Origin of the sequence: Iodidimonas nitroreducens (assembly GCA_000710935.1) — a bacterium.
Classification (GTDB): domain Bacteria; phylum Pseudomonadota; class Alphaproteobacteria; order Sphingomonadales; family Rhodothalassiaceae; genus Iodidimonas; species Iodidimonas nitroreducens.
In genome coordinates this window covers 1-12,873 of record BAYV01000010.1, presented here as the reverse complement: position 1 = coordinate 12,873, position 12,873 = coordinate 1, and the positions used below count along the sequence as shown (strand labels likewise).

Annotated in this window: 12 protein-coding genes; 9 read left to right on the top strand and 3 right to left on the bottom strand. The window is 54.3% G+C overall.

Translation table 11 applies throughout. The annotated features are described in order from the left end of the window. Nucleotides 1-96: 96 nt before the first annotated feature. The 5 genes from AQ1_RS04320 to AQ1_RS04300 are packed head-to-tail and all read left to right on the top strand — an operon-like array spanning nucleotide 97 to nucleotide 5,987. On the top strand, nucleotides 97-1,401 hold the full coding sequence (locus AQ1_RS04320; RefSeq protein WP_042084673.1) for an LptF/LptG family permease: 1,305 nt from the start codon (nucleotides 97-99) through the stop codon (nucleotides 1,399-1,401). Beyond that, complete coding sequence (gene lptG / locus AQ1_RS04315; RefSeq protein ID WP_150006912.1) at nucleotides 1,401-2,522, top strand: LPS export ABC transporter permease LptG; 1,122 nt, start codon at nucleotides 1,401-1,403, stop codon at nucleotides 2,520-2,522. The genes AQ1_RS04320 and lptG overlap by 1 nt, the downstream gene beginning before the upstream one ends. A gap of 2 nt (nucleotides 2,523-2,524) precedes the next feature. Next, nucleotides 2,525-4,093: a lipopolysaccharide biosynthesis protein gene (locus tag AQ1_RS04310; RefSeq protein WP_042084672.1), complete on the top strand. Its 1,569-nt coding sequence runs from the start codon at nucleotides 2,525-2,527 to the stop codon at nucleotides 4,091-4,093. Between the two features lie 37 nt (nucleotides 4,094-4,130). Continuing rightward, on the top strand, nucleotides 4,131-5,279 hold the full coding sequence (locus AQ1_RS04305) for a hypothetical protein (protein WP_052370922.1): 1,149 nt from the start codon (nucleotides 4,131-4,133) through the stop codon (nucleotides 5,277-5,279). Between the two features lie 42 nt (nucleotides 5,280-5,321). Beyond that, nucleotides 5,322-5,987, top strand: a complete 666-nt coding sequence (locus tag AQ1_RS04300; RefSeq protein WP_313979628.1) for a DUF502 domain-containing protein — start codon at nucleotides 5,322-5,324, stop codon at nucleotides 5,985-5,987. Here the strand turns inward: AQ1_RS04300 and metC are convergent. From metC to hspQ, 3 genes are all read right to left on the bottom strand, one after another. Next, the gene (gene metC, locus AQ1_RS04295; protein ID WP_042084668.1) at nucleotides 5,984-7,153 is read right to left on the bottom strand and encodes a cystathionine beta-lyase; all 1,170 of its coding nucleotides are present in this window, start codon (nucleotides 7,151-7,153) and stop codon (nucleotides 5,984-5,986) included. The genes AQ1_RS04300 and metC overlap by 4 nt on opposite strands. A 50-nt stretch (nucleotides 7,154-7,203) precedes the next feature. After that, nucleotides 7,204-8,103, bottom strand: a complete 900-nt coding sequence (gene sseA / locus AQ1_RS04290) for a 3-mercaptopyruvate sulfurtransferase (RefSeq protein ID WP_042084666.1) — start codon at nucleotides 8,101-8,103, stop codon at nucleotides 7,204-7,206. Nucleotides 8,104-8,218: 115 nt separating this feature from the next. Next, the gene (gene hspQ / locus AQ1_RS04285) at nucleotides 8,219-8,542 is read right to left on the bottom strand and encodes a heat shock protein HspQ (RefSeq protein WP_042084789.1); all 324 of its coding nucleotides are present in this window, start codon (nucleotides 8,540-8,542) and stop codon (nucleotides 8,219-8,221) included. Between the two features lie 268 nt (nucleotides 8,543-8,810). Here hspQ and queF point away from each other — a divergent pair, with 268 nt between their 5' ends. From queF to leuC, 4 genes are all read left to right on the top strand, one after another. Continuing rightward, on the top strand, nucleotides 8,811-9,275 hold the full coding sequence (queF, locus tag AQ1_RS04280; RefSeq protein ID WP_042084664.1) for a preQ(1) synthase: 465 nt from the start codon (nucleotides 8,811-8,813) through the stop codon (nucleotides 9,273-9,275). Between the two features lie 237 nt (nucleotides 9,276-9,512). Then, nucleotides 9,513-10,625, top strand: coding sequence for a hypothetical protein (locus tag AQ1_RS04275; RefSeq protein ID WP_150006915.1), 1,113 nt, complete (start codon nucleotides 9,513-9,515; stop codon nucleotides 10,623-10,625). Further along, nucleotides 10,622-11,371, top strand: coding sequence for a glycosyltransferase family 2 protein (locus AQ1_RS04270; RefSeq protein ID WP_081837070.1), 750 nt, complete (start codon nucleotides 10,622-10,624; stop codon nucleotides 11,369-11,371). The genes AQ1_RS04275 and AQ1_RS04270 overlap by 4 nt, the downstream gene beginning before the upstream one ends. 135 nt (nucleotides 11,372-11,506) lie before the next feature. Next, nucleotides 11,507-12,873, top strand: a 1,367-nt coding sequence (gene leuC / locus AQ1_RS04265) for a 3-isopropylmalate dehydratase large subunit (RefSeq protein WP_042084660.1), incomplete at its 3' end; no start/stop codon positions are given.

Below are 12,873 nucleotides of genomic sequence, written 5' to 3'. Positions count from 1 at the left end.
TTTCCGGCCTTAATCACATGATCAGGCGTCAATCTCACGCTTTTCTGATCCCTGTGGGTGTGTTGTTCGATCTGATTGCCTTTGAAGGGGGCTTTGATGCTGCCAGGATTTAGCCGTCTTGATCATTATGTGTTGCGCAAGGCGGTCGTGCCCCTGCTATCCACCGTAGTCATTACTGCCGCCCTGCTTTTGCTGGAGCGGATGCTGCGTTTGTTCGATTTCGTGGTCAATGAAAATGGCCCCATCGATATCGTATGGCAGATGCTGGCGCATCTTGTGCCTCATTATATGGGAATGGCTTTGCCGGTTGGGTTGTTTCTAGGCACTTTGCTGGCATTTCGCACCTTATCCTTGAATAGCGAGCTTGATGGCATGATGGCCAGCGGTGCCGGCTTGCCCCGATTGGTGCGTCCGATGGTTTTTTTGAGCCTGTTTCTGGCTTTGCTTGAATTTGGCCTTTTGGGTTTTGTGCAGCCCCATAGCCGCTATGAATATCGGCATCTGGATTTCGAACTGCGCAGTGGGGCTTTGGGGGCCAGCGTCGATGTTGGGGAATTTGTGTCCTTGTCGGATGGCCTGTTGCTGCGGGTTGGCGGCACCCAATCCGATGGGCAGGAACTGAAGGATATTTTTCTCCGACGTGGGGTGGGAAGCGCGGAAGAAATCGTTGCTACCGCCAAGCGGGGCGCTTTTTTTGCCACCAATAATACGCAAACGGTTTTGTTGCGGCTTTATGATGGACGGCTGATCGATTTTGATCCGGGTAAGATAAAGCCCCGTGTTTTATCCTTTGAATCCCAAGACATTGTCATCAATCTGCCCGAAATCGAGGAATTTCGCCGCCGGGGTGGCGAGGAATTGGAAATGACCCTGCCCGAACTTTATTGGGCCATGCACGGCATCATGCCCCAAACCGCTGCCACGAATGTGCAGCCAAACAAGGGCATCGCACCCAATGGCGCGGCGGCTCAGGATATGGGCCGATCATCGGAAAAAAAGAGTGTGCAATCCGATGCACAAACCATGCAGCAGCGCTATCGGGCGACCTATCATTGGCGGGTGATCAATATTATGATTTTGCTGGTCATTCCCTTTCTGGCGGCGCCTTTGGGCCTGGCCAATAAACGAACCGGTGGGGCCGGGGGGCTGGTTGCCGGATTATCCGGGCTGATTGTGTTTAACGAATTTCTGGAAGCCGGGGAAAGATTGGTGGGGTTTGATGGCATGTCCCCTTATCTCGCCTTATGGGGGCCATTTGCACTTTTTGCGGGCTTCAGCGGCTTTTTATTCTGGTCTTCGGTGATCCGCCCCGGGCGCGGGGCCGCCGGGATCATCGATCGCGGCTTTGAAGTGATCCTGTGGCCGGTGCGGCAGGTTTTCGCGGCCATGAAAAGGGCTTGATGATGAGCATTTTGCGGCCATTGCGGCGCTATTTTCTGCCGTCCCGCACCATGGGGCGCTATATTGGCAAGGTTTTTTTCGTCCGCTTTCTGGGGCTTGTCATCGGGGTTGTGGTGGTGTTGCAGATGCTGGATCTGCTGGCGCAATCCGATGCCATTCTGGCCGCGCCGGGCAATGGCGATGCAGAATTATGGCGCTATATCGGCCTGCGCTTTCCCGAATTGCTCAGCCGCTTCATTCCCTTCAGCGCGCTGCTTGCCGTGCTTTTGACCTTATCAAGCCTTTCCCAGCATAGCGAGATTGTGGTGATGAAGGCGTCGGGCATGTCGGCGCACCGCATTTTGCTGCCTTTATTGCTGGCATCAGCAGCGATTTCTGTGGTGCATTTCATTCTCGATCAAAAGCTGGTGGCACCTTCCACGGCGGAACTGGAATATTGGAAGCGCTTTGATTATGCGTCTGATCTGCCCCCTGCACCCGATATTCTTGATGATCTGTGGCTGGTGGATGGCAATGCGCTGGTTTTGGTGAAGGCGGTCAGCCGATCGGGCAGCCGGGTCATTCTGGATAAGGTGACGATCTATCAGCGCAATGATCAAGGCCAGCTTGCCGGGATCGTGCGGGCCGATTTTGCATGGCATACCGATGGCGCCTGGACCTTATATGCCGTGCGCCGCTTTGATGCTGAAACCCACGCTATCACCACCGAGCCATCTTTGCCCTGGACCCTGCAATCCCCACCGGAACGGTTTTTTTCCTTGCGCGTGATCCCCGAACAGCTTTCTTTCAGCCGCTTGGAGGAACAGATTGATCAATTAAAACTGGAAGGCAAGCCCGTGGCGGAACTGCAAGCCGCCCTTTATCAAAAAATTGCCGGTCCGCTCGCCACTTTGTTGATGCCGATTTTGGGGGCGATTGCAGGTTTCGGGGTGCAAAGGGGCGGCAAAATCTTTGCCCGCGTGGCTGCCGGGATGGGGCTTGGCTTTGCTTTTTTCGTGGCGGATAATTTCATGCTGGCGATGGGGAAATTCGGGGCCGCACCTGCCTTTCTGGCGGCTTTTGGCCCGATGCTGATTTTTACAAGCCTCGGGCTCGCCGTTATTTTCTATTCCGAGGAATGAGCATGAAAAAGGGCGGTCCATCCGGCGCGGAGGAGTCCGCGCCGAGCCGGGCGGGGCAGGATCAATCCAGAAAGGAAATGACCCGAGGCGCGGGGCTTGCCTTGCTCGGGCGGATGGGGGCTTTGGTTGAAGCGGCTGGATTTCCGATCTTTTTGTGGCTTTATGGGTCTGTCACCTTTGGCTTGTTTGCCACCCTTTATGCCATTGTGCGCATGGCCAGCGGGGTGACGCAGATGGGCATGGATGTGGCTTTGCAGCGCTTTATCCCGTCTTATGATGATGAAGATGTGATCCACCGCACTTTGGCGATTGCCCTTGTCATCACTATGGGTGCGGGGATCATCGGCGCGCTTTTCTTGATCATCTATGCGCCGCTGCTGGCGCAGATGATCAATGGCAATGGCGAGGATAACCAGCATATCGTGACGGTGATCCGCCTTTATGCCGTGACCCTGCCGCTTTGGACCAGTGTTGAAGTGCTGACCGCCAGTGTGAGATCGCGGCGGAAATTCGGGCCGGAAATCAGGATCAGGTTTTTCTACGAACAGATTTTGCGTATTCTGATTGCGGTTGGTTTAGCCTTTGCCGGTTTCACCATTTATGGGCTTTTTCTGGCGCATATACTGTCTTTGGCCATTGCGGCCCTTCTGTCGTTTTTTCTGGTCGCCCGCTTTTATGATTATAAGCGCTTGTTCATGGCTGGCTATGATCCAAAGCTTGCTAAAGCCATGCTGCATTTTGCCCTGCCGATGATGCCTGCAACCCTGATCCAGCGCATTTTTTCAGAATTTCCGGTGCTGGTGCTCAATATCATCATTCCGGGCGCTGCGGGCGCTTCGGCGGCGGGCTTTTATTCCATCGCCCGTAAGCTTTCCAGTGTTATGCAGGTGATCCACAATAGCTTTGATTATGTGGTGGCACCCCTTGCGGCTTTCCAAAAAGGGCGGGGGGATCGCGAAACCCTTGCGGATATGTATGCCTATTCAACCCGCCTGATGGTTGCCTTTGGGGTGATTTTGGCCGGTGCCATGGTGGGCAGCCATCATGCCTTGCTTGATATGCTGGGGCCTGAATCCGAACCCGCGGCGGTGGCGCTGGTTATTCTGGTTCTGGGGCGATTGCTCACCTTCTTTTTCGGACAGGCCCCGGCCATGGTCCGCAGCCTGTCCTCAACTTATTGGACATTGGGCAATGGCCTGTTTGGTTTGCTGGCGATGCTTGGGCTGCTTTATCTGCTGGTGGAAAGCCATGGCCCGGCAGGGGCGGCGCTGGCAGCGGCGGCGGGCCTTATTCTCAGCCGGGGCGTGGCATTGATCGAGGTTTATTTTCTCTCCCGTCTATGGCCCTATAGTAAAGAAATGTTGAAGCCTTTATTTGTTTCTATTTGTTTATCACTTATCTTGTTCACTGCAGGGGTTTTACTGAAAAATACGCTCGCGCCCGTTCAAATCCTCGTGCTTTTGATGCTCCTCGTCTTGAGTATTCTTGCTTTTCTCCGATATGGTTTATCGGCCCCTGATGCCAAAGCGCTCGGGCGGCTTGCACGTTTTGCGCGGCGCGGGCTTCATTGATGATGGGCCCGCCCATTAATCAACTGGGCGACCGATCATGTCATTATATGGAGCCATCGCTTTATCCGAAGTGAAGGCGAAAAAAGACCTTAAAACATTCATTCGGGTTGCCGAAGAAATCTATGCGCAGGACCCCTGCTGGGTGAAGCCATTGATGATCGAACGTCTGGCGCTTTTGGATCGCACCAAAAATCCCTATTTCGATCATGCCCGGGCTGCCTATTGGATTGCTTGGAAAAATGGTCGCCCGGTGGGGCGGATCAGTGCCCAGATCGATCAATTGGCACAAAAGCACAGGGGCGACAGCATCGGCCATTTCGGCATGATCGAAGCCATCGATGATCGCGCGGTTTTTGCCACCTTGCTGGGCAAGGCCGAAGATTGGCTGAAGGCCGCAGGCTGCACGCGGATTGAGGGGCCCTATAATCTATCGAGCAATGGCGAATGCGGGCTTTTGGTGGATGGGTTTGATACCCCGCCGGTTTTGATGATGGGCCATGCCCGGCCTTATTACCAAAAGCATTTAATGGCTTTGGGCTATGCGAAGGCAAAGGATTTATTGGCTTATGAGCTTGATCTGCTCAAGCCTTTGCCGCCCCGCTTGGCGCGCTTTATCAAAACGGTTGAGCAGAATGAAAAAATTACCCTGCGCCAGATCGATATGCGACGCTATCAGGATGAATTGCATAAGATCATCGATATTTATAATGATGCCTGGTCGGATAATTGGGGCTTTGTGCCCCTGACGGCAGAAGAAGCCACCCATCTGGCGCAGGACATCAAACCGATCGTTGCCCCGCATCGTGTGCGCCTATGCGAGGTGGATGGAAAGCCCATGGGGATGTTTGTCACCTTGCCGGATGTGAATATGGTTTTGCGCTCCTTTAATGGCAGGCTCCTTCCTTTGGGGTGGCTGCGATTGCTCAGCGGATTATTCATATCCTATCCGAAACGATTACGGGTTCCCCTGATGGGTGTGCGCAAGATCATGCAAAAAAGCCGCTATTCCGCAGCATTGGCACTGATGATGATCGAACATACTCGCCGCGATGTGGTGCGCCGGGGGGCGCGATGGGCGGAATTATCCTGGATTTTGGAAGATAATTTTGGCATGCGAAATATTCTCGACGAGATTGGCTGTGAAATCTACAAGACCTATCGAATCTATCAGAAATCACTGCTATAAGAGCGCGATCTGAAACCGGATTTTATAGAAACGGATAGGCTTGTGTGGCATCGGCTGAGGACGTATTTTCTTGCTGGGCTCGTTGTCTTTGCGCCCATTTCCATCACGATTTTTCTGACCTGGAAGGTGATCGGGGGCATCGATGGCTTTGTTCGCGGTCTTTTGCCCACGGCTTATAATCCTGAAACCTACCTGGCGGTGAATATCCCCGGTATCGGGCTTTTCATCACTTTTGTCTTTCTCACCATGCTGGGGGCACTGGCCGCCAATTTTCTCGGCCGATCCCTGATCAGGCTTGGCGAAGCGCTGGTGGAGCGGACGCCGGTCATTCGCGGTATTTACACAACGGTGAAACAGATTGCCCAAACGGTGATGGCGCAAAGCTCCACCACCTTCCGCGATGTGGTGATGATCGAATATCCGCGCCCGGGTTTATGGGCGATTGCCTTTGTTTCGTCGAACACCACCAATGAAATTCAGCAGAAAACCGCCAAGGAAGATATGCTGAATGTTTTTCTGCCCACAACGCCCAATCCCACCTCGGGATTTTTGCTGTTTGTGAGAAAAAGTGATTGTATCTATCTGGATATGACCATCGAACAGGCGATCAAATATATCATTTCGGCCGGCTTGGTTAGCCCGTCGGAATTACCCCTTGCCAGCCCGAACAAGCGCCCATCAGAAGCCGCAAAATCGTCTGCACCTTAAGCGATAGCCTTTTCAAACCGCTCAAAGCCCGCAGCCAGATCATCAATCAGATCATCGGGATCTTCAAGGCCGATGTGAAGCCTTACAAGGGGGCCCATAGCCTGCCATCGGGTGGCGCTGCGCACCCGTGCGGGATCGGTGGGCAGGATCAGGCTTTCAAAACCGCCCCATGAAAAACCAAGCTTAAACAGGCGCATATCATCAACAAAATGATCGATCTGCTGATAGCTGCCCTGCTTTAAGATAAAGGAAAACAGACCGCAGGAGCCGGTGAAATCTCGCCTGAAAAGGTCATGGCCCGGCATTTCAGGCAGGGCTGGATGCAGCACGCGATCAACCATGGGGTGCTTTTGCAGCCAGTGGGCAATCTGGAGCGCGCTTTTTTCATGCTGCTTCAAGCGAATGGGCAGGGTTCTAAGCCCGCGCAGAGCAAGCCATGCATCATCAGGGCTGGTGGTTTGCCCCAATTGCACCGCGCCCTGTTGCAGCTTTGGCCAGGCCCGGGCATTGGCCGTGGCAATGCCGAGCATCACATCGGAATGGCCAACAATATATTTGGTGGCGGCATGAACCGAAATATCAATACCCAGCTCCAGCGCCTTCATATTGAGGGGGGTGGCCCAGGTATTATCCAAAAGCACCAAAGCATCATGATCATGGGCAATGGCACAGATGGCGGGCAGATCCTGGATTTCCAAGGTCAATGAACCGGGGGATTCGGTCACCACAAGTTTGGTGTTTTTCTTGAAAAGCTCAGCGAATCCAGCCCCAATGCAGGGATCATAATATGTTGTTTCGATACCGAAACGTTTGAGCATATGATCACATAAAGCCCGGGTGGGTTCATAAACACTATCGGTGACCAGGATATGATCGCCGCTTGCCACCACAGCCAATATAGACCCGGCGATGGCCGCCATGCCCGATGGATAAAGCCAGCTATCCACGCCCCCTTCCAATTGGGTGATGGCATCGCGCAAGGCCCAATGGGTGGGGGTGCCCCGGCGGCCATAAAAAAGCTTGGCATCAGGATTTTTGATCCCCGCCCGCAGATCATCCATGGTTTCAAAAAGGCAGGTCGATGCCCGAAAAACAGGCGGATTGACAATGCCATGGGTCCAATCAGACCGGCGTCCGGCTTCAATGATCTGGGTATCGCGTTTCATGGAATTGGGGGTCCGGTCTTATTATTCTGAAAGATCAGAAAGATTGAAGATCAGGCGGGACGAGCGCTATCCGCCCTGATATTGGCCTCGGTGACTTTGGCAGCGGTAACTTTAGGGAGGGCAGGCTGACTGCCATATTCGGCCCAGGAGCCATCATAAACCGACCAATCCCGATGGCCGATGGCGGTGAGGGCCAAAGCGATGGAGCAGGCGGTGACCCCAGAACCACAGCTTGTGATGACCGGTTTTTTGAGATCGACCCCTGCGGATTCAAGAATCTGTTGCAGATCCTGCGGTGATTTGAGCGTGCCATCGGGCTGATAAAGGCTGGCATAGGGCACATTGATGGCACCGGGAATATGGCCGGGCTCCACCCCCGCACGCGGTTCGGGCTGAAGCCCCAAAAAGCGGGGATTTCCACGGGCATCAAGGATTTGGGCGGTATTTTTGGTGCTGGCTTTGATCACGGCATCCAGATCGGCCACCAGATTATCATGACGCCGGGCGGAAAAATGCCGCTCCCGCGGGCCGGGGGGTAAATCTTCTAATGGCCGGCCTTCGCGCCGCCATTTGCCGAGCCCGCCATCGAGCACAAACACATCGCGCTGGCCAAAAACCCGAAACATCCACCATGCCCGCGCGGCAGAATGCAGATCGCCGGTATCATAAACAATGATCGTGCTGCCATCGCCGATCCCCAATCGCCGCATGGCACTGGAAAAGGCTTCAAGGGAGGGCAGCATATGCGGCAATCCGGCATCGGGATCGGAAATTTCATCAAGATCGAAAAAAACCGCCCCCGGAATATGGGCGGTACGATAATCGGCGCGGGCATCATGATCAGAATCCGGCAGGTGCCAGGAGGCATCAAGAACGCGAATATCGGGGGCAGACAAATGCTGCTCCAGCCAATCGGTGGAAACCAGTGGCGATGGTGCTTGGCGTTTCATCGGGCAACCTTTGAAGCGAGTGAGAAAGATGACATGGCCATCAAAGCCAGCACATTAAGATGGCATGCTTCAGGATGCAACGCATAGGGAGAAAACCGATAAACGCCAAGAGCGATTAATTGGGCAGAGTGCGCAGATGATAACTGCCATATTGCCCATTACGGAAAAATTCCGGCACCAGCGGATGCCTGATGGGGCTGGCGCTATCATCCGAGGCAATCAGATTGCGTTCGGCCACAAAGGTGACGTGATCGGCCCCATCCACCATCACATGATACCAGGGCGAATCTTTGGGCGGGCGCGACGCCTTGACCGACTCATACCATGTTTCAGTATTGAAGAAAAACGGATCGACATCAAAAATCAGGCCCCGATAGCCAAACATCCTGTGACGCACGACCTGTCCGATTGAAAAACGGGCCTGAGGCAGCTCAGCCATATGTTGCTCCTGCATCAAAAATGTTGCTCCGGCGTTTCATAGGTCGTGTTGCAAATTCCGATCATGCAGATAGCCGCCTGCATTTTACCAGTGCATGGGATCAAAACAGCCCGTTTCACCCCATTGCCGCGCATGATCTTATTGTGCCAATCATATTCTGAACGAAAACTGAACAAACTTTATGATAATGTGCCAAGTCAGCAGATCATTGACCATTCAGCTTTTATTTCCTGTATCAGGCCGTTTTGAAGGAGGCAAACACCGATCCATGTCAAATAATATTTATGAAAATCTCTCACAGCTTGGCGGCAGCGCTTCGCAGCCGGAAAAGCCCGAAGATGCCATTTTGGAAACGGTCGCCAATCCACGCCCGGGCTCGGATTATCTGGTGCGCTTTACCTGTCCTGAATTCACCAGCCTGTGCCCGGTCACCGGCCAGCCCGATTTTGCCCATCTGGTGATCGATTATGCGCCGGCGCGTTTGCTGGTGGAAAGCAAATCGCTGAAGCTTTATCTCAGCAGCTTTCGCAATCATCAGGCTTTTCACGAGGATTGCACCGTTGGAATAGCCGAGCGGCTGATCGAAGAATTGCAGCCAAAATGGTTGCGCCTTGGCGGCTATTGGTATCCTCGGGGCGGCATTCCCATCGATGTGTTTTTCCAAAGCGGCAAGCCGCCCTTGGGCCTCTGGATTCCTGATACCGGGGTGCAGCCCTATCGGGGGCGGGGTTGATTTGGCGCTCAGATGCCTTGCAAAATCAACGCTCATCGCCCAAAAACGCCTTAATGACAGAAATTGCCATTTTTTTGCCTTTTTTCGGTGGCTTTTGTCTTTCCCGTCTTTGGGCCATCTTTTTTGCGACGTTTTTTGTCCATTAGAATTATAAGCTGGCTCTGAAAGCGCGCAGCATGAAAGGCTCTACCCATAAAGCCCCGTGATGTTTTATATGCCTTGCCCGATCATGAGGTCGTGGCTGATCTCGTCCCCCATGCGTTCCAGCGCCATGTGGACGTGGATGAGGCGGCGCGCCTGATCCGTTTGACCCCCGGTCTGGTGCCTTTGGCGATCGACCCGGCGGGCGCGGGGCGGGTGATCTGGGGCGATCTGGGCCAGCATCCATTTCGGGAATGGCAATATATTTTCACGATTGCCGAACTGGCCCGCGCGCAGGCGATCGGCACGGCATTTTCTTGCCCTGTGGATATTCTTGATCAGGACGATCTTTTTGCCGATAGCCTTTACCCATCGGCCTTCATTCATCATGTGTCGCGTTGTGGCTCGACCCTGACCACCAAGGCCTTGGCCCGTCCGGCCCATCATATGATGATCAGCCAGGGTGCCCCCCTGCAGCGCGGCTTCTGGGCCTTGATCACGCAGAATTGGCAGCACAGGGCCGAGCCGACCCCAACGGTGCTCCGGCGCCTGCGCAATCTTGTTCTGGCGATGACACGGCGGCGCGTGGGCAATGAGCGGCGGGCTTTTGTGAAGTTCATCAGCTGGAATGTGGTTTATGCCGATTTGATCGCCGCCGCCTTTCCCGATGTTCCGGGGCTTTTTCTCTATCGCGATCCGATCGAGGTGATCGCCTCGGTGAAAAAAGAGACGACCGCCGTTTTATTGACCAAAGGAACAGCGCAAGGGGCTTTTTTAAGCGGATTGCCCGTGGATATTGGCAAAAAATTAAGTGATGTGGATTATCTGGCAGCATGCTACGCACAATATTTTGAAGCTGTTCTGGGGTGCAAAGCCAATCTTTCTCTTGTGAATTACCGTGATTTGGGTCCAAACAGCTTTACACAGATCATCGAGCGGGGGCTTGGGCTTTTCCCCGATGATCATGAGCGTCTGGAAATGCTTGAACAATTTCGTTATCACTCGAAAGATGATAACAATGCCAGCCGCTTTGAAGATGACCGAAAAGCCAAGCAAATGGCTTTGACTGACGAAGAAAAGGCTCGGATCAAAATGCGATGCTCTGACCTTTTGAACCAACTTGACCATTCGACGCGAAATCTTTTCGCTCCCGATACCCGCCTCCGGGCCGTGACCTCTTCGGAGACTTTTGCGAGACAGCGCCAATGAAATCACTGACTTCACCGGGCCTTTTGTCCGTTATCATCCCCAATTATAATTATGGCCGTTTCATCGCGGATACCATTGCCAGCGTTTTCCGTCAGGATTACGATTCCATCGAACTGGTGATCGTTGATGATGGCAGCACTGATCATTCGCTGGAAGCCATTCGCGATGCCATCAAGCGTCCGAATGATCTTTCGCGGATCGAGGTGGTGGAAATGCCATCCAATGCCGGTAAGCTGGCCGCGATGAATGCGGGGCTGAAATATTGCGTTGGGGAATATGTGATTATTCTCGATGCCGATGATCTGCTGACGGATAGCTATGCCAGCCGCTGCATTGCCGAGCTTAATCTGGCACGGAAATCAGATCCGCAGCTTGGGTTTATCTATACCAATTGCACATTGGTGGATGAAACCGGAGCCGAGATCGGTCGCGGTAAATCCACCGCTTTCGATCCAACCCTGATCGAACGGTTCAGTTTCATTCCCGAACCGGCGTTGACCCTGATGGCTGCCGTGATGGAAGCCAGCCCTTTTGATGAAGGCATCCGCAAGGGGACCAAGCATCATAAATGGCGGCGGATCATCGATAATGGCTGGCGCGGCACGCATATCGCCGAACCGCTGTTTTCCTATCGCATGCATGGCGATAATCTGTCGGGCATTGGCAGTCGGGTGATTGATGAAATCGGCGGGGGCCATACTGGCGAGCGATTGCTATCAGGTTATTGGCCCACGCAAACCCGCTGATCGCCAATCAATCCGGCCTCGGCCAATCAACAGGATAAAGCGGGTGCGCAACAGCATCCGCTTTTTTATTGCCAAGTGCCTTTCATCCCTATAGGCACAGGAAATATCACAAATGGCCGTTGATGGAGGTGGATCATGTCGCAAGGACTGACGCTTTATGACAAGATATGGCGTCGGCATCTGGTTGCCGATGTTGGCGATGGATCGGGCCTGATCTATATCGACCGGCATCTGGTGCATGAAGTCACCAGCCCGCAGGCTTTTGAAAAGCTGGAGGCCGATGGCAATCGGGTGCGTCGCCCCGATGCGGCTTTGGCGGTTCCCGATCATAATATCCCCACCACGGATCGCAGCTTGCCGATTGAAGATCCCCTGTCGCGCACACAGATCGAGGTTTTGCGCCGCAATACCAAAAAATGGGGCCACGAAATCTATGATATCGATGATATCCGGCAGGGGATTGTGCATGTCATCGGGCCTGAGCAGGGTTTTACCCAGCCCGGCCTCACAATCGTTTGCGGGGATAGCCATACCTCAACCCATGGGGCTTTTGGGGCTTTGGCCTTTGGCATTGGCACATCCGAAGTCGAACATGTGCTGGTCACCCAAACCCTGACTTTGAAAAAACAGCGCAATATGCGGGTGACGGTGAGCGGTGCCTTGCCCATCGGGGTTACGGCCAAAGATATGGCGCTGGCGATCATCGGCCGGATTGGGACCAATGGCGGTACTGGCCATGTGATTGAATTTGCCGGTGATGCCGTGCAGGCCCTGAGCATGGAAGGGCGGATGACCCTGTGCAATATGGCCATCGAAGCCGGGGCGCGTTCGGGTTTGATCGCCCCCGATGAGAAAACATTCGATTATCTGCGTGGCAGACCCTTTGCCCCCAAGGCGGGACAGTGGGAGGGGGCCGTGGCTTTGTGGCGCAGTCTTTATAGCGATCCCGATGCCCATTTCGATCGGGAGATCACCATCGATGCCAATGGGATAGAGCCGCATGTAACATGGGGAACCAGCCCGGAACAGGTGGCCCCCATTGGCGCGCGGGTGCCGGATCCCGATGATTTTGCGGATATAGGCAAGCGCGAAGCCGCCGGACGTGCCCTTCATTATATGGGGCTGGAACCGGGGATGGCGCTCGATGGTTTGGCGGTGGATCGGGTGTTTATCGGATCGTGCACCAATAGCCGGATCGAGGATTTGCGGGCGGCAGCGGCCGTGGTTAAGGGTCATGCCGTGGCGCCCGGGATCATCGAAGCCCTGGTGGTGCCCGGCTCGGGCCTTGTGAAATATCAGGCCGAGCAGGAAGGCCTGGATAAAATCTTTACCGATGCCGGATTTTTATGGCGGGAACCGGGCTGCTCCATGTGTTTGGGGATGAACCCGGATAAAGTGCCACCGGGCGAACGCTGCGCTTCGACCTCTAACCGCAATTTCGTGGGGCGCCAAGGTCCGGGGGCGCGCACGCATCTGTTGTCGCCAGCGATGGCGGCGGCGGC